Genomic DNA, 20,020 nt, shown 5'->3' on the forward strand with positions numbered 1-20,020 from the left:
TAAGTAACCCTTCTAACCTCTTTGCCGGAGTGCAAGTCGATGAGCGAAGCCAATAGCGGCCCCGATCGAGTCAGCCGCGAACAGCGTGGCCACCTATGGCTGGTGGGCCTGGACCGCGCCACCAAGCGCAACGCCATGGACAGCGCGCTGCTGATGGACCTGGCGCTGGCCCTCGGTGAATACGAGGGCAATGACGAACTGCGCTGCATGGTGCTGTTTGCCCATGGCGAGCATTTCACCGCCGGGCTCGACCTTATGGAGTTGGCACCGAAGCTGGCCAGCGGTGGCTTGCACTACCCAGAGGGCAGCATCGACCCCTGGGGCACCCGCCTGCCTCGCCGGAGCAAGCCGGTAGTGGTCGCGGTCGAGGGCATCTGCTGGACCGCGGGCATCGAATTGCTGCTCAACGCCGATATCGCCATCGCTGCCAGCAATGCGCGCTTCGCTCACCTGGAGGTGCTGCGCGGCATCCCGCCATCAGGCGGCTCTACTGTGCGCTTCACCCAGGCCGCAGGCTGGGCCAACGCCATGCGCTACATGCTCACTGGCGATGAGTTCGATGCCGATCAAGCGCGGGCGATGAATCTGGTCAATGAGGTGGTAGCTCCAGGGCAAGCCCTGGCCCGCGCCATCGACTATGCCGAACGCATTGCCAGGGCTGCGCCGCTGGCGATCAAGGCTACCCTGCAATCGGCCTTCCTGGCCCGGGACGAAGGCGATGCTGCGGCATTGGCCAGGCTCGAGGAAACGTTGCTGGAGCTGATCGGCAGCGCCGATGTGCGTGAAGGGGTGATGGCGATGATGCAAAAGCGCGCCCCGCAGTTCACCGGGCGCTGACCACCATGACCCAGATGATCTCCCCGGCCCCGCCGCACGCCTTCACCTTGCATGCCCGTGACGGTTACCCGTTGTCGGCGTACCGCTACCCGGCTGTGGGCGAAGCCCGTGGCAACCTGATCCTGGCCGGCGCCACCGGCGTGCAGCAACGCTTCTACCGGCGCTTTGCCGAGCATGCGGCAGCTCAGGGTTTCAACGTGCTGACTGTCGATTACCGCGGCGTCGGCGAGTCGCGGCCGGCGTCGCTCAAAGGCTTTGAGATGTCCTACCTGGACTGGGCTTACCTGGACTTGGCCGCGGCCGTCGACCTGCTCGGCGCCGAGCCATTACCCTTGTACTGGGTCGGCCATTCCTTCGGCGGCCATGCCATTGGCCTGCTGCCCAATCATGCCTGTATCAGCGCCTGTTACAGCCTCGGCAGCGGCGCCGGCTGGGCCGGCTGGATGCCCTGGCCGGAGGCGCTGAAGGTGCGCCTTTTGTGGCGCTGGGTCCTGCCGCCGCTGGTAGCCCTCAAGGGTTACATGGCCTGGAGCCTGCTTGGCATGGGCGATGATCTGCCACGCGGGGTCTACCGTGACTGGAAGCGCTGGTGCGCCTACCCGCACTACTACTTCGACGACCCGCGCATGGCCCATCTGGCCGGGCAGTACGCCCAGGTGCGCATGCCTTGCGTGTTCGCCACCTCGCTGGATGACCCCTGGGCGCCACCGCGCTCGCGGGATGCCTTCGTCAAGGCTTACTGCAATGCACCAATGACCCGCCGTGACCTGCAACCGGACAATGGTGCCATTGGCCACATGGGGTACTTCAAGGCTCAGGCACAACCGCTATGGGACGAGATACTGACCTGGCTCGGCCACTACCCTCGCCCATAAACCAGCAACTCGCCGCTGGTGGCGATCACCAGGCTCAGGCCGGTGTAGGAAAACCCGAACGCACGCACTTCGGTCTCGATTGCCAGGGTATGAAACCTGGCGGGCCGGTTGTAGCGCGCGCCATGCAGCCAGGAACCCGGCTCGACCAGCAGCAGGTGCTGCTCAGGCCAGGCCAGGGTGATGTTCTCCACCACCCAGCCATCGCTGGTGCTGATCGGCAGGCCGCCGCCCTGGATGCCGGACATGCGGATCACCCGCTCGTTGAGCGGGCCGATGCCGCGGGTTTCCAGATAATGGTCGCTGCCCAGGTTGTCGGTGCGGTCGCGGGCGATTTTCTCGCCGCTGCGACAGTCGATCACACTGCGGCCTGAACTCGAAGCCACCAGCAGCCGCTCGCTGTCACGGTCGAAGCCGATTTCCAGCAGGCCGGCGACGGTGAACTGGCCAGTCAACCGCCACGGCGCAGGTGCGGGTGCAACCGCTTGTTGGCGGATGACCTGGCGCAACGGGTCGAGGTGTCTGCTGCTGGTCATGGTGCCTTCCAGTGCGGATGCGTCAGCCGATACACCCGCACCGGCCGCTCGTGAAACTGCACAGTATCGAAGGCATTGAAGCCGGCTTTTTGCGCCACGCGCAAGGAGGCAATGTTGGCCGCTTCAATAATTGCAATCACCGCCGCCAGCCGCTGCTCGTTGAACGCGTGCTCAAGCACGCCGCGCACCGCTTCGCTGGCCAGTCCCTGACCCCAATAGCGTGTAGCCAGACGATAGCCCAGGCTGGCCTGCTCTACCCCTTCGACCTGCTCCGGGCTGACGCCGCAAAAACCGACCAGCTCGCCGTTGGCCTTGTCGACCAGCGCCCATTGGCCCATGCCGTAGCTGGCGTAGCACTGCACACACCAGTCGATAAAAGCCCCGGTCATCTGTTCGTCGCAGACACCGCGCACCGAGAATTTCATCACCTCAGGGTCGCTGAGAATGGCGGTCAGGGCGGGCAGGTCTTGACGCGAGAGTTCGCGCACGAGCAGGCGTGGGGTTTCAAACAGCGGCATGAAGTGCTTCCTTGGGTCATGCAGGCGCGACGATGCGCCGTCGCCCCTACAATCCCTGTCGCCAGCCGCCGGGTCAACCCTCCCGCGAAATCGGCACCCCCGCGCTGGCTTTCGGCCCGGCCACGGCCCAGGCAATCAGGCCCAGCACGGGTACAAAGACGATAAACACGATCCACAACATCTTGCGATCCGCCCGGCTCTTGCTGCCGATGATGCGTTTGATGGCCCAGAGTTCGACCAGGGTGAGCAATACGGCAAGGGTGATCCAGATATGACCGTTTTCCATGGGTAGCCTCCAGAGGGGTTCTGAAGGTTAGGTGTGCGCAGCCAGCCGGGGTTCATTCTGATTGCCATTGCGGGCCGGGCAATATCTGGCATCATCGCCTCAACCTGCCAGTTCGCGGAGCCGCGCCTTGCCCACCCCACGCCAGTTCAGCAAGAAATCCAGCACCAGTAACATGCTCAACCTCAAGCACCCCGAGGCTGCCTCGACCCCGGCGTACCAGGTGGGCTTTTTGCTGCTGGAGAACTTCTCCATGGCCAGCTTTACCGTGGCCATGGATGTACTGGTGACGGCCAACCTGCTCAAGAGCAACCTGTTCTTGAGCACGCCGTTTTCCCTGGGCAGCGAGCGGGTCACCAGTGACCTGGGCCTGGAGATTTATGCCGCGCACCTGGACCGCGCAGCGCTGGACAACCTCGACATGCTGATTGTTTGCAGCGGCCTGCGTACCCCACTCAAGTACCCGCAGCTGGACAAGCTGCTGAGCGATGCTGCCGCCCACCAACTGGCCCTCGGCGGGCTGTGGAACGGTGCCTGGTTTCTCGGCCGCGCCGGGGTGCTGGAGGGCTACAACTGCACCATCCACCCTGAACAACGGGCAAGCCTGGCCGAGCGCAGCCCGCAGTGCACCATCACCCCGGCAAGCTTTGTGCTCGACCGCGAACGCCTGACCGCCGCCAGCCCCAACGGCGCGCTAGAGATGATGCTGGCGCTGCTCAAGCTGAAACATGGCGAGTCGCTGGCCGAGGGCGTCGAGGAGATCCTGGCGTTTTCCAGTGCGCGCTTTCGCCGGGTCGACAGCAGCCAGAAGAAAACCATGAGCGCGCCGCTGCGCACCATCGTCGAACTGATGGAAAGCAACCTTGAAGAAACCCTCAGCCTCGATCAACTGGCGGCCTACAGCGGCCGTTCGCGCCGGCAGATCGACCGCCTGTTCCAGGCGCAACTGGGCACCTCGCCAAGCCGCTACTACATGGAACTGCGCATCACCAAAAGCCGGCGTCTGTTGCAGTATTCCGACCTGCCGCTGATGGACGTGGCGATTGCCTGCGGTTTTGTCTCGGTCTCGCACTTCAGCAAGTGCTACTGCGCCTACTTCGGCTACCCGCCTTCACGCGAGCAACGGCTGGGCGAGTAAGCGCGGCGGTTGCCGTTGAGGCTCAAACCGCCCTCCACCACCAGCACCAGCACCGCCAGCCAGATCGCAATATAGGTCGGCCACTGCGCCGGGGCGATGCTGTCGCCCAGCAGCACTGCGGCGACCACCAGCAGCACCGGCTCGACATAAATCAGCAGGCCGAACAGGGTCAGGTTCAGCCGTGGTGCCGACAGCGCCTGCAGGCCCAGGGCTGCGGCGCTGATCGCGCCGAGGCCGAGCACCAGCCAGGGCAAGCTTGAGGCTGCGCCGGCAAGGCCGAGCACAACCCCGCCCTTGAGCACGAAATACAGGCTCACCGGCAGGCTCAGGCTCATGTCGAACCACAGCCCGCCCATGTTGTTGGTGTCGGTCACCCGGCGCAGCCAGAAGTACAGCGGATAGCCCAGCGACACCACCAGCACCGGCCAGGAAATCGCCTTGGCGATGGCGATCTGGTTAATGATGCCCAGCGCCGCCAGGGCACAGGCCAGCAGTTGCAGGCGGCTGATCGAATCCTTGAACGCCAGGCGGCCGACGATCACCATCACCAGCGGCATCAGGAAGTAGCCCAGCGACACGTCCAGGCCGTAGCCGTTGATCGGTGCCCACATGAACAGCCACAGCTGCGCGCCGAGCAACACCGCCGAAACCAGGCGAATCGCCCAGAACCAGCGCTCTTCGAACAGGCGCAGGAATATCCGCCGCACCTGCGGCCAGTGCCCGCTGGCGATCACCATCAGGGTCAGGCACGGCACGGTCAGAAGGATCCGCCAGCCATAGATTTCGGCGCCGTCCAGGGGCGCGAGCAGGCTGGTGTAGGCGTACATCACCGCGAACAGCACCGAGGCGAGAACATTGAGCACGACGCCCAACGTGGAGTTATGCGCGGTCATTGCAAATTCCTTAATGAGGACCAGCAGAGGGTGATAATTTATTCCGCAGCCACTGATAAGTGCCCTCGTTTTCACCCCTCAAGATGAGAAATTTTTGCATGGACCTGGATGAGTTCGACCTTGCCCTGCTTGCCGCCCTGCAGCGCGATAACAGCCAGCCCCTGCGTGAGCTGGCCGAGCAGGTGCACTTGTCTAGCGCCTCGGTGCAGCGACGGATCCAGCGCTTGAAAAAGACCGGGGTAATCCAGGCCAATGCCGCGGTGATCAACCCGGACAAAGTCGGCCAGGTGATTACCCTGATGGTCGAGGTGCACGCCGACCGCACCCAGTCGGCGGACCTGGAAGTCATGAAGCGTGCGTTCTCGGGACCTGAAATTCAGCAGTGCTACTACGTCACCGGCGACGCCGACTTTTTGCTGGTGCTGACGGTAGCGAGCATGACCGTGTTCCAGGACATCGCCCAGCGACTGTTTCATGACAACCCGAACGTGAAGTGGTTTCGTACCATCGTGGTGCTGGATCGGGTCAAGACAACCTTGCAGGTGCCGCTGTAAGATCTGCGCCTGCCTGCACTGCCCATGTGGGAGCAACTGTCTTAAGCAGCTTGCAAGTATTGGGGCAGCCAGGCTGTGTTTGGCTGATCCATTTGATGATGAGGCGCTGCCGGCGCCTTCCGCCCTTACGGCGGGTCACTTTTGCTTGGCGGCAAAAGTAACCAAAAACGCCCTGTCCCTTCATCGGCCCTGCGCTGCGCTCCGGGTTCCCTCCTTCCACCCTTGCTCCCGTGGGGGCGCGCCGAAGGGCCGTCCCTGGCCCTGCGGCGCTCGCCGGCCATCCATGGCCGTCGCCCCACTACGCAAGGGTTCCACTCGGCCTTCTGCAAGGGACGATCGGTGGCGTCTGCAATTACGTACATCTAGAAGCAGAGCGCTTTTTTGCTTTCGCTTCTCGTGCATCGCCGGTCCATTCGCCGACAAGGCGCAAAGGTGAAGTGTGAGCAGCATCGCCAATGGATCAGCTCGCGCCTCTAAAGGCCTACGCTACCTGTGGGAGCGGCGGTGCGGCGACCCGACTTGCCCCGCGATGGGGTCAGTACAGCCTCCCCATCAGGTGGCGTCTGGATTGCGACCGCTTCGCGCTCGATCGCGGGTCCAGCCCGCTCCCACAGCGTTGCGCTGCATTCAAATCCACTATGGCTGCGGCAACGCCTTGAGCGCTGTGGCCAACGCCTCGGCACTGGCATATTCCTTCTGCCCCGCCACAACCCCCTGCTCCAACTGAATCCACAGCACCTGGCCTTCAGCCCCCGGATAACGCGCAACCACCTTGCCGTCGCGGTCCAGCAGCACCCGGTAGTTGTAGTCACGCATGGCCGGGATGGCGAACAGTTTGCTGATCAGCGCCGGCATGCGCTGGATGTCGGCGACGAACACCGCCTCGCGTGCTTGCAGGTAGCCCTTGGGCTGCTCACCGACGGCGGCCTGGACCAGCTTGGCACCGTCCATGTTGCGCGCCACCAGCAGCACGCGGGTCTGCGCGTTGAGGCTGTAGGGCTGGTCGTGCTGGTCAAGCAAGGTAAAGGGCGCCAGGCGTTCGCCGACTTCGGCGGCGCCAGCCAGCAACGGCATCAGGCTCAGTAGCAGGGCAATGGCGTATTTCACAGGTGACCTCATTGTCAGTGCAGGACTGCTGATCCTAGCGCGGATGCGAGGGCTGCAGTACCCTTTGCGCTCATTTCAAGGAGGACCCCGCGTGCCAAGGATGCTGACATTGTTGCTCTGCTGTGCCCTGTTCCCGACCACCGCCTGGTCGGCGCTGAGCCTTGGCGAGTTCACGCTGGGCATGCCGCGCGCGCAGGTCGTGGAGGTAATGGAGCGGCATTTCACCCGGGTCTGGCTGATCAACGGCGTGCACTACAACGTGCCCCGTCAGTACTACCAGGCTGTCGACCCGGTACCGGGCATCGAACCCTACAAACTCGGCGGCGTCGAGGTCAGCCGCATCGAAGCGGCCTTCGACAAGGATGACCGCCTGCGCCAGGTTTCGCTGTCACTGGAGACCACCGACAGCGAACGCGCCATGCAACTGGTGCCGTTGATGCGTCAGGCCAAAGAAGCGCCGAACAGCAGTGGCCGCCACGACCTGCTGCTCGAAGACGGTGAACTGACCTACTGGACCAGCGCGTTCTGGGAGTGGACGGTGATCAACATCGCCGACAAGCCCACTTCGCTGGAGAACATCCCGGCACGGGCGCGCAGCGACGAGAATCAGCGCGCCAAGGCGGCCAAGCGCTGATCGCGGCCTTACCCCTCGCCATTGCTGGCACCGATCACCCCTGCCCGCTCCCGGCGCGGCAAGCGGCCATTGAGCACGGCATAAGCGCCCAGGCCGATCACCAGCCCCCAGAACGCCCCGCCGATACCGAGCAAACTGATGTTGGCGGCCGCAGCCAGAAAGGTGATCAACGACGCTTCGCGGGTTTTCGCATCGGCCATGGCATTGGCCAGGCTGCTGCCAATGGTGCCCAGCAGCGCAAGCCCCGCCAGGGTGCTGATGAAAGTGGCCGGGAAGGCCATGAACAGCGCGGCCAGGGTTACCCCGAAGACGCCGACAAGAATGTAGAACACGCCTGCCGCCACCCCGGCGATCCAGCGCTTGGCAGGTTCTTCGTGGGCTTCCTTGCCGGTGCAGATCGCCGCGGTGATCGCGGCGATGTTGAAGGCGTGGGAGCCGAACGGCGCCATCAACAACGAGCCCAGCCCGGTAACGGCGACAATAGGGTTAGCACTGGCCTTGAAGCCGTCATTGCGCAGCACCAGCATGCCGGGCATGTACTGGCCGGTCAGGGTAATCAGGAACAGCGGCAGCGCCACGCTGAGCATGGCATTGAATGAAAACGCCGGCGCGGTGAAGACCGGCGTCGCCAGTTGCAAGCGCAGCCCCGACAGCTCGACCTGCCCGCGCATCAGCAAAAAGCCCAGCCCCAGCAGCAGGATGCCGACCACCGCATAGCGCGCACTGAAGCGCTTGAAGAGCAGATAGGCCACGATCAGCAGCGCGGCCAGCAACGGGTCGACGCTGAGCCCGGCAAAGGCACCGATGCCGAATTGCAGCAGGATCCCGGCCAGCAGTCCCGCCGCAATGCCCGGCGGGATCAGGCGGATGAGCTTGTCGAAACAGCCCGATAAGCCCAGCAGCACAAACGCGGCTGCCGAGATCAGGTAGGCGCCCACCGCTTCGGCGTAGGGCGTACTGGCCAGGGCCACCACCAGGAAGGCGGCGGCCGGTGTCGACCAGGCGGTGATGATCGGCTGGCGGCTGAGCCAACTGAGCAACAGCCCGGTAACCCCCACGCCGATGGATACCGACCATACCCAGGAAGCCGTGAGGGCCGGGCTCAAACCAGCGACCTTGGCCGCTTGGAAAACCAGGATGAAGGTCCCGCCGTAATTGACGATAACCGAGATGAGACCGGCAATGAGCGGGGGCATGAGGTCGCCGGGGCGTAGTGCTGAAGTAGACATGGCGGCAGGGTTCCTTGCGAAGAGGCAGTGACGAGCGACCGAGTGTACGAATAGACTGGCCTGCCCATTCAGGCCAGTTTTTTCACTTGCGGCAGACCACATGGCAACCACGTTCGAGCTTGAAACCCTGAAGATGCGCGTCAATGACGCCGAGTTCGCAGCGCTGGACCTGTACCAGCGCATCCAGCGTGCGCTGCGCGCGCTGATCCTTGAAGGGGCGCTGTCCGCTGGCGTCAAGCTGCCGGCCAGCCGCGCCCTGGCCAAATCGCTGGGCGTCGCCCGCGACACCGTCGAGAACGCCTACGTGCAGCTGCAGCGCGACGGCTATATCATCCGCCGCGCAGGCTCGGGCAGTTATGTGCCGGACAACCTCGGCGCGCAACTGCGTGGCAGCGGGCAACGGCGCATCAAGGCCGGGGCGCAAAAACGCAGTGATCTCGAGCCCGGCCAGGGCTTGAGCCTGCGCGGACGGGCACTGTTCGACAACGGCGGCGTCAGCGACCAGCAGGTGATCAAGGCCTTTGCCACCGGCCTGCCAGAAACCCGCTCGTTCCCCCTTGCAGTCTGGGAACGCCTGCAGCGCCAGGCCGTGAAGGACCATCGCGGCAACGTCCTGCTGCACGGCGACCCGCAGGGCAGCGAAGCCCTGCGCAAGGCCATCGCCACCTACCTGAACCTCGAACGTGGCGCCAAGGTGATGCCCGAACAGGTGCTGGTGCTCAGCAGCACCCGCCAGGCGCTGTTCCTGTGCGCACAAATGCTGGTGGATGCCGGCAAGCCGATCCTGCTGGAAAACCCCGGTTACTTCGGCGCGAAGAAGGCCTTTGAAGCGGCGCAGGCGCGGATCGTGCCGATCGACGTCGACGCCCACGGCATCCGCACCGACCTGCTGCGCGCCGACCAAAGCGGCGCCAGTTGCGTCTACGTCACGCCGTCGCACCAGTACCCCACCGGCGCAACCCTGAGCCTTGCGCGGCGCCTGGAGCTGATCGACTGGGCGGCGCAGAACGGCAAGTGGATCATCGAGGACGACTACGACAGCGAGTTCCACTACGACGGCCTGCCTACCGCCTGCGTGCAGGGCCTGGACAGCCAGCAGCGCACCCTCTACATCGGCACCTTCAGCAAGACCCTCTACCCCGGCCTGCGCATCGGCTACATGGTCTTGCCGCCGGAGCTGGTAGCGCCCTTCAGCGCGGCGCGCAGCATCATCGACGGGCACACCCCGCAGGTGCTGCAACTGACCCTGGCGCGCTTTATGGACGACGGCCACTACAACGCCCACATCCGCGCCATGCGCAAACTCTACGCCGGGCGCCGGGCCTGCCTGCTTGATGCGATTGGCAAGCACCTGGCGGGCGTCGTCACCGCCATGCGCCCGCCGGGAGGCCTGCAGATCCCCTGCGTGCTCGAGCCAGGCTGGACAGAGCAACACACCATGAATCTGGCCGCCCGCGCCGGCGTGCAGCTACCCGGGCTCAGCCGTTTGTATGCCGGTGAACATAAACAGCAGGGCTGGCTGCTGGGCTATTCATCGCTGACAGCCAGTGAAATCGAAACCGCAATCCGGCAACTGGCCAAGGCCCTCTGCAGGAGCGGGCTGGACCCGCGATGAGGCCAGCGCCACCCGAACATCTTCACCCCGCCTGCCCGTCACGCTCCTTGAGCAGTTGCTGGATGACTTGCTCCTGGGTGTCGTAGGCGCCTTCGCCAAAGTGCACATAGCGCACCTGGCCGCTGCCATCGACGATGTAGTGCGCCGGCCAGAACTGGTTGCCGAAGGCGTTCCAGATCGCGTAGTCGTTGTCGATGGCCACCGGGTAGCCGATTCCCAGTTTCGTCACTTGCGCACGCACATTGTCGACTACCCGCTCTTCAGGGTATTCCGGCGTATGCACGCCGATCACCACCAGGCCCTGGTCGGCGTAACGCTTGGCCCAGGTGTTGACGTGCGGCAGGCTGCGCCGGCAATTGATGCACTCGTAGGTCCAGAAGTCCACCAGCACCACCTTGCCCTTGAGCGCTGCGCGGTCCAGTGGCGGCGAGTTGAGCCACTGCACGGCGCCGGCCAGTTCCGGCATCGGCCCCAGTGTCTCAAGGCCTGCCGGCGTGCCGGCGAACAGGCGGTTGCCCAGGCCCGCCAGCGCCAGCAGCACGGCCAGCAGTGCGGCGATGCCCAGGGCCCGACGGCGATTTGTGTTGAAATTGATGTTCATGGACGAACCTCCCTGATCGATGGCTTAACCGCCTTCATGGCAGTCACTGGCAAATTTCTGGTACTGCAGGCGGTGTTCCTTGCCCTGGGAATCAAGGTAGTCCATCTGAGCGTTGACCACGCCGCAGCCCATGCTGCTGTCCTCGTGCAAGGCCAGGACCTTGTGCACATCCAGTTGCTGGCCGTAACGATATTGCTGTACCACCACCGCTTCGCTAGCCTGGGCGGCAACGGTGCCGAGGCTGAACAGGGTCAACAGGCTGGCAGTGGCAGGGGTCTTGAGGTTCATGGCGGTACTCCCGAGTCAGTTTGCACAGAGGTGGCGGCTGCCACCCGTTGCTGGCTATTTCAGGCCCGCCAGGTATCGCCAATGTGTCCGGATCGGCCCGCTTTGCCTCGCCAGGTATCTATGGCCGCAGCAGATACACTGCAATACAAAGCCCGGCAGGCAAGCCCTGCCGGGCTCTGTACACTTGCCGCCACCACCACAGCGGGAGCCGGACGATGGAGCATGTCGATCACATCCTGGTCGTCGACGACGATCGAGAGATCAGGGAGCTGGTAGGCAACTACCTGAAAAAGAACGGGCTGCGCACCACCATCGTCGCCGATGGCCGGCAGATGCGCGCCTTTCTCGAGTCCAATGTGGTCGACCTGATCGTGCTCGACATCATGATGCCCGGTGACGATGGCCTGCTGCTGTGCCGCGAGCTGCGCGCCGGCAAGCACAAGGCCACGCCGGTACTGATGCTGACCGCCCGCAACGATGAAACCGACCGCATCATCGGCCTGGAAATGGGCGCCGACGACTACCTGAGCAAGCCGTTCTCGGCCCGCGAGCTGCTGGCGCGGATCAACGCCGTGCTGCGCCGCACGCGCATGCTGCCGCCAAACCTGAGCATCAGCGAAAGCAGCCGCCTGCTCGGTTTCGGCCACTGGCGCCTGGACACCACCGCGCGCCACCTGCTCGACGCCAACGCCACCCTGGTGGCCCTGAGCGGCGCCGAGTACCGGCTGCTGCGGGTGTTCCTCGACCATCCGCAACGGGTGCTCAGCCGCGAGCAACTGCTCAACCTGACCCAGGGCCGCGAGGCGGATATCTTCGACCGCTCCATCGACCTCTTGGTCAGCCGCCTGCGCCAGCGCCTGCAGGATGACGCCCGCGAGCCGGCCTATATCAAGACGGTACGCAGCGAGGGCTACGTGTTCGCCTTGCCCGTGCAGCGGGTCGAAGCCTGAACATGGGCAGCCTGCTGCGTTGGCCGCGCACCCTCGCCTCGCGCCTGGCGCTGATCTTCTTCACCGGCCTGGTGTTGGCCTACGGTTTGTCGTTCAGCTTCCAGTTCTACGAGCGCTACCAGAGCTCGCGCTCGATGATGCTCAGTAACCTCGAGCAGGACGTCGCTACCTCGGTGGCCATTCTCGACCGCCTGCCGGCCGCCGAACGCGCCGCCTGGCTGCCGCGCCTGGAGCGGCGCACCTATCGCTACCGCCTGGATGCCGGCGAACCCGGCCAGCGGCTGAGCATGGATGACGCGCCCATGGCCGCACTGTCCATCGGCAAGGCCCTGGGCGGCCAGTACGCCCTGGACTACCAGAGCATCCCCGGGCCCACGCCGCACTTCCAGGTGCGCCTGCGCCTGGCCGACGGCGCACCGTTGAGCGTCGACGTCACCCCGGCGCCGGTGCCGATGTCGAGCTGGCTGCCGGTGGTGCTGCTGATCCAGCTGGCGCTGCTGTTGCTGTGCACCTGGCTGGCGGTGAAAACCGCGATCCGCCCGCTGACCCGTCTGGCCGAAGCGGTGGACCAGCTCGACCCCAATGCCCCGGGGCCGCAACTGGACGAAAGCGGCCCGCGAGAAGTGGTGTATGCCGCAGTGGCCTTCAATACCTTGCAGGCACGTATCGGCGCCTACCTGAAAGAGCGCATGCAACTGCTGGCGGCGATCTCCCATGACCTGCAAACGCCGATCACGCGGATGAAGCTGCGGGTCGAGGCCATGGACAGCAGCAGTGATCGCGACAAGCTCTGGAGCGACCTGGAGGCCATGGAACACCTGGTGCGTGAAGGCGTCGCCTACGCCCGCAGCATCGATGGCAACAGCGAGGCACCGTGCCGGGTCAACCTCGATGCCTTGCTCGACAGCCTGGTGTTCGACTACCAGGACAGCGGCCAGCAGGTCGAGCTGCACGACAAGACCGGCGCGCTGCTCGAAACCCGCCCGCAAGCCTTGCGCCGGGTGCTGGTGAACCTGATCGACAACGCCCTGAAGTTTGCCGGCGCGGCGCAGCTCGAGGTGCGCAGCGGCGCCAACAACGGCACGCTGATTCGCGTGCTCGACCAGGGCCCGGGGATACCCGCCGAAGAGCTCGACGCGGTGCTGCAACCGTTCTACCGGGTAGAGAACTCGCGCAACCGCAGCACCGGCGGTACCGGCCTGGGCCTGGCCATCGCCGCGCAGCTGACCCAGGCCATCGGCGGCCGCCTGACCTTGAGCAACCGCGACGGCGGCGGCCTTTGCGCGCAGATCGAGCTGCCCTGAGGCAAGCTCAGCCTTGATCACCTGCAGCGACGCTGCAACGACCCGGCGCCAGCACCGCAGTGATGCTGGCGAATGGAATGCAGCGGCATTCATCATCGCAGGCGAAGTACAGCTGCAACTGGTGGGTGCACCAGTCGATGCTGCGCACCACGCCTGACTGGGTTTCCATCACCCCGTACTCGGCGGCAAAACAGCCGTACAGCACCACGGTGTCTCCAGGTTGATACAGGCGAAGGCGCTCTTTGTTGTTCTCGTCCATGTCGGTATGGCTCCAGCCTTTGAACCGGCATCATCACCAACCGCAAGCCAGCGCGCTACTGGTAAAAATGTCAGGCGACCAACAGCACGGCACCGCTCACACGGTTTTCTCGCGGGCCATCAGGGTCACCCAGTAGCGGCTGCGCGCCTGTACCGCTACCGGCAGGCTGGCCGCCAGCAGGGCCAGCACCCGATCGGTGTCATCCAGGCGGAACGTGCCGGTGACGCGCAGCGTTTCCAGCGCCGGCTCCCAGTGCAGCCAGCCCGGTCGGTAACGCGACAGCTCACGCAAAAACTGCGCCAGCGGCTGGTTGTTGACACTCAGAACGCCATCGCGCCAGTCCGGCTGGTGGGGGTCGAAACGGTCCATGGCGCCACTGCCGTCGGCGGTGATAGTCAGCTGATCGCCGACCTGCAAGGCCAGCGCCGGGCCCTGGCGCGGCTGCACCTGCACTGCACCCTGGAGCACGGCGATGCGACACTGCTCGGCGTCGCGCCGCAGGCACACCTGGGCCTGGCCGACGACCACCCGGGCCATGCCAAGGTCAACGTGCAGCGCCTGGGCGCGGCTGACGCTCAGGGCGATTTCGCCTTCGACCAGGGTCAGGCGCTGGTGAGCAAGGTCTAGGTTGACGGCGGTTGCCGTGTTCAATTGCAGCAGGCTGCCATCGGCCAGGCGCACGCCACGGCGCTCGCCCACAGCGGTGCGCAGATCGGCGCGCAGGGCCTGCAGCGGCACCTGCTGGCCAAGCAGCCAGCCGGCGGGCAACACCAGCGCCAAGGCCAGGCCACGCTTGAGCAGGGTTCGACGGCTGGCTTCGGGACGGTCGAGGCTGGCCATGGCCAGGGTTGGCGGCACGTCCTGGAAACGCTGGCGCAAGCCCTCGGCGCGCTGCCAGATCTGCTCGTGCTGGGCATTGGCCGCGCGCCAGTGCTGCAGACGCTGCAAATCCTCGGCGCTGGCCTGCCCGGAATCGAGCAAGGCCAGCCAGTGCGCGGCGGTGCGCGCCAGTTGCCGGGCTTCGCGGCTGAAGGTGCGGCTCATAGTTCAACCAGCAGGCAATGCTCATAAGCCTGGGCCATGTAGCGTTTGACCGTACGTTCACTGACCGCCAGGCGCTCGGCGATCTGTGCGTAATTCAGGCCTTCAAGCTGCGACCAGAGAAACGCCCGACGCACCGCCGCCGGCAAACCGTCGAGCAGTTCGTCCAGGGCTTGCAGGGTTTCCAGCAGCAACCAACGCTGCTCTGGCGAAGGCATCAGGGCCTCGGGCAGGCTGGCCAGAGCCTCGAGGTAGGCACGCTCCAGGCTGCGGCGCTTGTGGAAGTTGACCAGCAAACGCTTGCCGACGGTCAGCAGATAGGCCCTTGGCTCGCGTAACTCGCTCAGCACCTGGGGGCTTGCCAGCACGCGCAGGAAAGTATCCTGGCTGAGGTCGGCGGCATCCCAGCGGTTGCCCAGGCGCTGGTACAGCCAGCGCTCCAGCCAACTGCGATGCTCTCGGTAGAGGCCCTGCAGGGTCTGCTCGGTGGGGCCCGCCGATTCGCTCATGTCAACGCACCTGGATGGATTAGATTCAAATGAGATTGATTCTAATTAATACCCTGATGCAAACCAAGCGCTATTACATGGCTTTTATCATCTGCCAGCGTTGCCGCACCTCGCGCACGGTGCTGGCCGACACCCCGCGCAGCTCGCGTGGATAGTCCACCTGCGGGTTTTCCTCGAAGCGCGTGGCGCAGAACTGGCCGTTGCTGGCACGCAGGATGTAGCCGCTGTCCTGGCAGTCTGCCGAGGCCAGGTACAACACCCCGGGCACAACCCACTCGGGCTTGAGGTCTTCGGGCTCGCCCTGCTGACCCCACATGCGCGTGCGCGCCACCGGCGAAATCGCGTTGACGGCAATCCCGTGCTCGGCGCCCTCGGCGGCCAGGGCGTTCATGATCCCCAGTTGCGCCATCTTGCCGGCGGCGTAGGCACCCAGGCCGGTTTGCGCATGGCGCAGGTACATGGCCCGGTCCGAGGTCGTGAGCACGATACGCCCGCTGCCAGACGCCTTGAGCGCCGGCCAGGCGTGCTTGCTCAACCACAGCGGCGCGTGGACGTTGATGGCCAGGGCGCGCTCGATGAATACGCTGCTGCAGTCTTCGATGTTCTGGTAACCGACCCAGCCGGCGTTATGGATCAGCGCATCGAGGCCGCCGAACGTGTCGAGCACCTTGTTGATCAACTGTCGGCACGCTTGCTCATCGCCAAGGTCGGCGCTGTGACCAATCACCTGGTGGCCTTCATTGCGCAACAGTTCGGCGGCGCCCTCGGCAATCGAAGCATCGTGGCCACAACCTTCGCGGTCGGTGCCAAGGTCGCTGATTACCACCTACGCACCGGTTTGTGCCAGGGCGCGGGCATAGGCCAGGCCCAGGCCACGGGCGCCGCCGGTGATGAGTACGGTTCTGAATGGGGTCACAAGCAGTCTCCTGATGGCCGTTCAGCCTAGCCAGTGAGCGCTGCAAAGTTGAATACTATCGAACAGGGTCGCCGATATCCGTGGGATATCGGCGGCTCCCGGGCACTACTCGCTGCGGCGCGCCAGGCCGGAGACGATGGCAACCATCAGCAAGCTGATACCCCAGCCAACCAGAATTTCGAACCAGATCAGCAGGCGCACGAAATGCTTCCAGCCAAATGATGTGAACTCGTCCCAATACCCTTGCTTGGGTGTCGGCACCAGCGGCGCCCAGTCCGACTCCTGCTGCAGGTCGACCAGGGGCATCAGTACATCCAGGGAATAGGCCAGGGGGCTGAAGCCGGTGTATTCCTCACGCAGGGTTTGGCACAGGTACCAGTTGCCTTCACCGTAGTAGGTGGGCGGCGTCTCCAGCCCCGGATTGGCCTGCCGCCAGGCGTCGCCCCGGTCTGGTCGACAATCGAAGTAGGCGTCATGCTGGAACACCAGCGGGTTGCTCGGGCCGAACACACGTTGTTGCGAAGCAGCGTACCAATAGAAGCCAGCGCAGATTAACCAGATCGCCAGAAACCAGACCAGTAGTTGCATCGGGCGGTAGCCGAAACCGGTGAGTCGACCGTAGAGCCAGTGCAAGCCTCTGGCCGTGCTTGTGTAGATCGGATGTGTCCATTTCCACCAGTTCTGTGGCGGCTGACCGATATGGCCGATGTCGCGCAGTTTCCGTTCAAATGCGACCCCCACTTCACGGGCCTCGGCGGTATGCCCCATGTTCTCGAATACCTGTTGCAGATGGCGCCAGGGTTGGGGGCGAAAGTCATCGGCAGGATTCGCCTCGTTGCCTTTGCGTGACAGCGCCGGGATTTGCCTTGCTAGCCACTTTATCCTGAACGCTGCATTGACCGGCGCATTTGCCGCCAGGGCCTTATAGTCCAGGCCGTTGAGCACAATGTTGTCGCCCCAGGAGTCTTCGTCGTCGTCCAGCTCACCAACTCTTGCACCGGCGAACGTGGCGTTACTCAATGGATGATCCAGCGCCCTGAGAATCAACGGCCCCTCCAGATGCATTCCTTCCAGATCCAGTGACACCTTTTTCTCGTCGGCAAACCGGGCTCTGCTGCAATCGAAACTGCCGGCTAGCCTGGCACCGTCGAAACTCACCGCTTTGTGCGCATGGAAACCATCACCTAGCCTGACCTGCCCCTTCACCTCCACCCTTGCCGCGGCCAGAGAGATATCTTCGTCGCCCTCCAATTCAGCTTTCCCACACATCAGGCCACCGTCGATCTGAGCCCCCATGAGACGAAACGCCCCCGTTGCCTTGAACCCCCGGTGAAGAAAAAGATCTCCTTGAAGAACCATGCCGTCAGCCGACAGCGCATCGCTACCCTGCCCATCGATCACACCGCCGTTAAAATTCAGCTGCCCATCGATCCGGGCTCGAACCAGACGTACCTCGCCCAGCGCGTGGAAACCCTTGCTGAAAAACACGCCTCCCGCAACACCAACACCATCGGCAAACAAGGCAACATTTTGTTGCCCTTCTATACGTCCCTCACAAACTAGTTGCCCATCAATACGGGCCCCTAATAGACGAATTTCACCTATGGCAGCAAAATCGCCTTTCATGCCCAGGTCCTGCCTGAGTTTCAAACCTTCAGCATCCAGAGCCGATTCGCCCATGCCGTTGAGGCTGGCGTCTTCAAGATTCAACTGGCCGTCGATCCGGGCGTTCTGACAACAAACCGATCCCTTTGCCGTGAAAGCGCTGTTCAAACAAACATTGCCTTTCACCCAGGCTTCGTTGAAGAACAGTGACTTCTCGCCCTTGCCGTCAAACATCGAATTACTGCAATCGAGTACCCCTTCGACTTTCATACCCAGGCAGACAACTACCCCCTTTGCCTTAAACTCATCTGAAAGGCGGACTGACGAATCAACCTGCGCATGGGCGAACAGTAGCGCGATAGCCCCTTTTCCATTGAGACGCGCCCCTCGGCCATTCACTTCACCTGATATACGGGCTTCCTGGAACGACACCATGCCCAAGCCAATCAGATCCGTCATCACCAGCGAACCTGCAATTTCGATGCGTGAAGCGAACAACGCAGCCTGTTTGCGCCCATTCAACCTGGCCCTGACCAAGTACAGGCTTCCACCCACTTGGGCATCGCGTAAGTTCATTGGACCGAAACAACGATACTCACTTAGATTCACCGCTCCCCGAACATCCAGCCGTTCAGCCTCGAGGCCCGGGCTTGAGCAGCCAGACATGACCAGTGAGCCGCAAACCTTTGAATCGGTAAAGTTAGGTGAATCACTGAACATACAGTCGCTCAGGGTCATCGAACGAGGTACTGCCGAGCTGCGCAAGTCCAACGTTCCGACGATGTAAGCCCCGGCCAGTTGCACACCACACTCATGAACCGGGGCAGAACGATCTCCGCCTAGCAGCAAAAAACGCAGAAAATCGGCTCGAATGCTGTTTTCGAACGTTGCCTGGGTCGGCCGCGATGAACCGAATCGAGCTAGCGTTCCGTGTTTGCAGTGCGCCTGCAAATGACTTTCCGCCGCCGTCAATGGCGTGAAATCGCTGCGCGACCTCCCTGTTGCGTTCATGGATTGTCCTCTGGCTCGGGCAAATCGGCAGATACTAGAGCGCATACAAAGTGCCATCAATCTGAGACGGCGATTTTTCGGTCATAATCAGGCTGCTTTTCTGATCCAAGGACGCCCCCCGTGATCGAAACCCGCCTGCTGCGCCAGTTCATCGCCGTGGCCGAGGAGTTGCACTTTCACCGCGCCGCCGAGCGCCTGCACATGGCCCAGCCGCCGCTGAGCCAGGCCATCGCCCGGCTTGAGCAGCGCCTGGGCTTTGCCCTGTTTACCCGACACTCCCGAGGCGTGGCGCTGACGGCCGCCGGCGCGAGCTTTGTGCATACCGCGCGGGCGACTCTGGCAACCCTGGAGCACGGCATCGTCCAGGCACGCCAGGTCGCCGAAGGCATCGCCGGCCAACTGCGTATCGGCAGCCTGGCGCTGGCGGGCTATCCGCTGCTGCTCAACGCGCTCAAGCAGTTTCGCAGCGACTGGCCCAAGGTACAGCTGGAGCTGCAGCAGGGGTCGTCGGCGCAGTTGGTCGAACAGTTGCTCGATGATCAACTGGATATTGCCGTGGTCCGCCAATTGCCACTGATGAGCGAACGCCTGAGCAGCCGTTTGTTGCTGGAAGAAGAAATCTTGCTGGCACTGCCGAGTGAACATCCGCGCGCTGGCGAAGCGGCTGTCAGCCTGGCGGATTTTGCCGATGAAGATTTTGTCTTCACCCCACAAGCCCTGGGCGCAGGCTATCACCAGCAACTGCTCGACCTGTGCCAAAGCGCGGGTTTTTACCCGCGCATCAGCCAGCAGGCGGCGCAACTGCAAACGCTGATCAACCTGGTCGGTTGCGGCTTCGGCATCGCCCTGGTGCCGGCCGCAGCCGCCCAGGCCAATGCCCAGCCGGGGCTGCGCTTTTGCCGCTTGCGCGAGGCCAGCCCGCGCCTGGGGCTGTACCTGATGTGGCGCAGCGACGATCCCTCGCCGCTGCCGGGGCGCTTTATCGCGTTGACTGAAAACGCGGGCACTGACCTTCGAGCCGATAACGCAGGGTAACCAGCTGGCCACTGGAGTCCTCGAAGGTCATCAGCATCGGCGCCGCTTCGCAGCCGCGGGCCATGGGCGTCTGTTCGATCAGACGGGCGACATCCACAGATTTGCCGTAGGTAAAGTCCTGGATAGTGGGGACGCTCTTGCCGGTTCTTGCTGCATAGGCCTGCACTGCCTGCTCATGGGCAACCAGACGCGCATCCTTTACCTCTGGTGCCGAAGCCTGCGCGCTTTGGCCGGCCAGCAGAACCACTGCGGCCATTACCAAACCTTGCATGCGCTTCATTGGCG

General features: G+C 63.7%; 22 protein-coding genes and 1 pseudogene. 9 read left to right on the forward strand and 14 right to left on the reverse strand.

The window, feature by feature from the left end:
* The first annotated feature begins 39 nt into the window (after window positions 1-39).
* Window positions 40-837, forward strand: a complete 798-nt coding sequence (locus LOY34_RS16345) for a crotonase/enoyl-CoA hydratase family protein (RefSeq protein ID WP_258663551.1) — start codon at window positions 40-42, stop codon at window positions 835-837.
* A 5-nt stretch (window positions 838-842) separates the two neighbouring features.
* Window positions 843-1,712, forward strand: coding sequence for an alpha/beta fold hydrolase (locus LOY34_RS16350; protein ID WP_195884508.1), 870 nt, complete (start codon window positions 843-845; stop codon window positions 1,710-1,712).
* On the opposite strand, the gene LOY34_RS16355 is transcribed toward LOY34_RS16350, so the two are convergent.
* The 3 genes from LOY34_RS16355 to LOY34_RS16365 all read right to left on the reverse strand — a co-directional run bounded on the left by LOY34_RS16355 (window position 1,697) and on the right by LOY34_RS16365 (window position 3,049).
* Entirely contained in the window at window positions 1,697-2,245 is a 549-nt protein-coding gene (locus LOY34_RS16355; RefSeq protein ID WP_195884509.1) for a hypothetical protein, read from the reverse strand. The genes LOY34_RS16350 and LOY34_RS16355 overlap by 16 nt on opposite strands.
* On the reverse strand, window positions 2,242-2,763 hold the full coding sequence (locus tag LOY34_RS16360) for a GNAT family N-acetyltransferase (RefSeq protein ID WP_195884510.1): 522 nt from the start codon (window positions 2,761-2,763) through the stop codon (window positions 2,242-2,244). Before LOY34_RS16360 ends, LOY34_RS16355 begins: the two co-directional genes overlap by 4 nt.
* A 73-nt stretch (window positions 2,764-2,836) precedes the next feature.
* Window positions 2,837-3,049: a PLD nuclease N-terminal domain-containing protein gene (locus tag LOY34_RS16365; RefSeq protein ID WP_038995826.1), complete on the reverse strand. Its 213-nt coding sequence runs from the start codon at window positions 3,047-3,049 to the stop codon at window positions 2,837-2,839.
* 127 nt (window positions 3,050-3,176) lie between these two features.
* On the opposite strand from LOY34_RS16365, the gene LOY34_RS16370 reads away from it, so the two are divergent.
* Entirely contained in the window at window positions 3,177-4,184 is a 1,008-nt protein-coding gene (locus LOY34_RS16370; protein WP_258663555.1) for a GlxA family transcriptional regulator, read from the forward strand.
* Here LOY34_RS16370 and rarD read toward each other — a convergent pair.
* Window positions 4,148-5,077, reverse strand: coding sequence for an EamA family transporter RarD (rarD, locus tag LOY34_RS16375; RefSeq protein ID WP_093381383.1), 930 nt, complete (start codon window positions 5,075-5,077; stop codon window positions 4,148-4,150). The two genes, LOY34_RS16370 and rarD, sit on opposite strands and share 37 nt — an antisense overlap.
* 98 nt (window positions 5,078-5,175) lie before the next feature.
* Between rarD and LOY34_RS16380 the strand changes: the two genes are divergently transcribed.
* Entirely contained in the window at window positions 5,176-5,631 is a 456-nt protein-coding gene (locus tag LOY34_RS16380) for an Lrp/AsnC family transcriptional regulator (protein WP_045194217.1), read from the forward strand.
* A gap of 636 nt (window positions 5,632-6,267) precedes the next feature.
* Here LOY34_RS16380 and LOY34_RS16385 read toward each other — a convergent pair.
* Window positions 6,268-6,738 carry an FAD/FMN-containing dehydrogenase gene (locus LOY34_RS16385; RefSeq protein ID WP_195884512.1) on the reverse strand — a complete coding sequence of 157 codons (471 nt, stop codon included), beginning with the start codon at window positions 6,736-6,738 and terminating at the stop codon, window positions 6,268-6,270.
* Window positions 6,739-6,838: 100 nt separating this feature from the next.
* Between LOY34_RS16385 and LOY34_RS16390 the strand changes: the two genes are divergently transcribed.
* The gene (locus LOY34_RS16390; protein ID WP_052676468.1) at window positions 6,839-7,372 is read left to right on the forward strand and encodes a hypothetical protein; all 534 of its coding nucleotides are present in this window, start codon (window positions 6,839-6,841) and stop codon (window positions 7,370-7,372) included.
* A gap of 8 nt (window positions 7,373-7,380) precedes the next feature.
* Here LOY34_RS16390 and LOY34_RS16395 read toward each other — a convergent pair whose 3' ends face one another.
* The gene (locus tag LOY34_RS16395) at window positions 7,381-8,601 is read right to left on the reverse strand and encodes a benzoate/H(+) symporter BenE family transporter (protein ID WP_093381377.1); all 1,221 of its coding nucleotides are present in this window, start codon (window positions 8,599-8,601) and stop codon (window positions 7,381-7,383) included.
* Between the two features lie 100 nt (window positions 8,602-8,701).
* Here LOY34_RS16395 and LOY34_RS16400 point away from each other — a divergent pair, with 100 nt between their 5' ends.
* The gene (locus tag LOY34_RS16400) at window positions 8,702-10,216 is read left to right on the forward strand and encodes a PLP-dependent aminotransferase family protein (protein ID WP_195884513.1); all 1,515 of its coding nucleotides are present in this window, start codon (window positions 8,702-8,704) and stop codon (window positions 10,214-10,216) included.
* Window positions 10,217-10,238: 22 nt separating this feature from the next.
* Here LOY34_RS16400 and LOY34_RS16405 read toward each other — a convergent pair whose 3' ends face one another.
* Both LOY34_RS16405 and LOY34_RS16410 read right to left on the reverse strand, forming a co-directional pair.
* A complete protein-coding gene (locus LOY34_RS16405) occupies window positions 10,239-10,817 on the reverse strand; it encodes a thioredoxin family protein (RefSeq protein ID WP_195884514.1) in 579 nt (192 codons plus the stop codon).
* Window positions 10,818-10,841: 24 nt separating this feature from the next.
* Entirely contained in the window at window positions 10,842-11,105 is a 264-nt protein-coding gene (locus LOY34_RS16410; RefSeq protein WP_258663558.1) for a DUF2790 domain-containing protein, read from the reverse strand.
* A gap of 215 nt (window positions 11,106-11,320) precedes the next feature.
* Between LOY34_RS16410 and LOY34_RS16415 the strand changes: the two genes are divergently transcribed.
* A complete protein-coding gene (locus LOY34_RS16415) occupies window positions 11,321-12,055 on the forward strand; it encodes a response regulator (RefSeq protein WP_093381369.1) in 735 nt (244 codons plus the stop codon).
* Between the two features lie 14 nt (window positions 12,056-12,069).
* Window positions 12,070-13,359, forward strand: coding sequence for a HAMP domain-containing sensor histidine kinase (locus LOY34_RS16420; RefSeq protein ID WP_195886015.1), 1,290 nt, complete (start codon window positions 12,070-12,072; stop codon window positions 13,357-13,359).
* Window positions 13,360-13,366: 7 nt separating this feature from the next.
* Here the strand turns inward: LOY34_RS16420 and LOY34_RS16425 are convergent, their stop codons facing one another.
* The 5 genes and pseudogenes from LOY34_RS16425 to LOY34_RS16445 all read right to left on the reverse strand — a co-directional run bounded on the left by LOY34_RS16425 (window position 13,367) and on the right by LOY34_RS16445 (window position 18,700).
* A complete protein-coding gene (locus tag LOY34_RS16425; protein WP_093381367.1) occupies window positions 13,367-13,618 on the reverse strand; it encodes a hypothetical protein in 252 nt (83 codons plus the stop codon).
* Window positions 13,619-13,714: 96 nt separating this feature from the next.
* On the reverse strand, window positions 13,715-14,662 hold the full coding sequence (locus LOY34_RS16430) for a FecR domain-containing protein (RefSeq protein WP_195884515.1): 948 nt from the start codon (window positions 14,660-14,662) through the stop codon (window positions 13,715-13,717).
* Window positions 14,659-15,168, reverse strand: a complete 510-nt coding sequence (locus tag LOY34_RS16435) for a sigma-70 family RNA polymerase sigma factor (protein ID WP_195884516.1) — start codon at window positions 15,166-15,168, stop codon at window positions 14,659-14,661. Before LOY34_RS16435 ends, LOY34_RS16430 begins: the two co-directional genes overlap by 4 nt.
* 73 nt (window positions 15,169-15,241) lie before the next feature.
* Window positions 15,242-16,084: pseudogene (locus LOY34_RS16440) on the reverse strand (SDR family NAD(P)-dependent oxidoreductase).
* Between the two features lie 105 nt (window positions 16,085-16,189).
* Window positions 16,190-18,700: a hypothetical protein gene (locus LOY34_RS16445; RefSeq protein ID WP_230090874.1), complete on the reverse strand. Its 2,511-nt coding sequence runs from the start codon at window positions 18,698-18,700 to the stop codon at window positions 16,190-16,192.
* Window positions 18,701-18,820: 120 nt separating this feature from the next.
* Here LOY34_RS16445 and LOY34_RS16450 point away from each other — a divergent pair, with 120 nt between their 5' ends.
* Window positions 18,821-19,735 (forward strand): LysR substrate-binding domain-containing protein, encoded by a 915-nt coding sequence (locus tag LOY34_RS16450; RefSeq protein WP_195884517.1) that lies wholly within the window; start codon window positions 18,821-18,823, stop codon window positions 19,733-19,735.
* Here the strand turns inward: LOY34_RS16450 and LOY34_RS16455 are convergent.
* Window positions 19,680-20,015 carry a DUF2790 domain-containing protein gene (locus LOY34_RS16455; RefSeq protein WP_082075387.1) on the reverse strand — a complete coding sequence of 112 codons (336 nt, stop codon included), beginning with the start codon at window positions 20,013-20,015 and terminating at the stop codon, window positions 19,680-19,682. The two genes, LOY34_RS16450 and LOY34_RS16455, sit on opposite strands and share 56 nt — an antisense overlap.
* Window positions 20,016-20,020 lie beyond the last annotated feature (5 nt).

Source organism: Pseudomonas sp. B21-009 (genome assembly GCF_024749345.1).
GTDB lineage: Bacteria > Pseudomonadota > Gammaproteobacteria > Pseudomonadales > Pseudomonadaceae > Aquipseudomonas.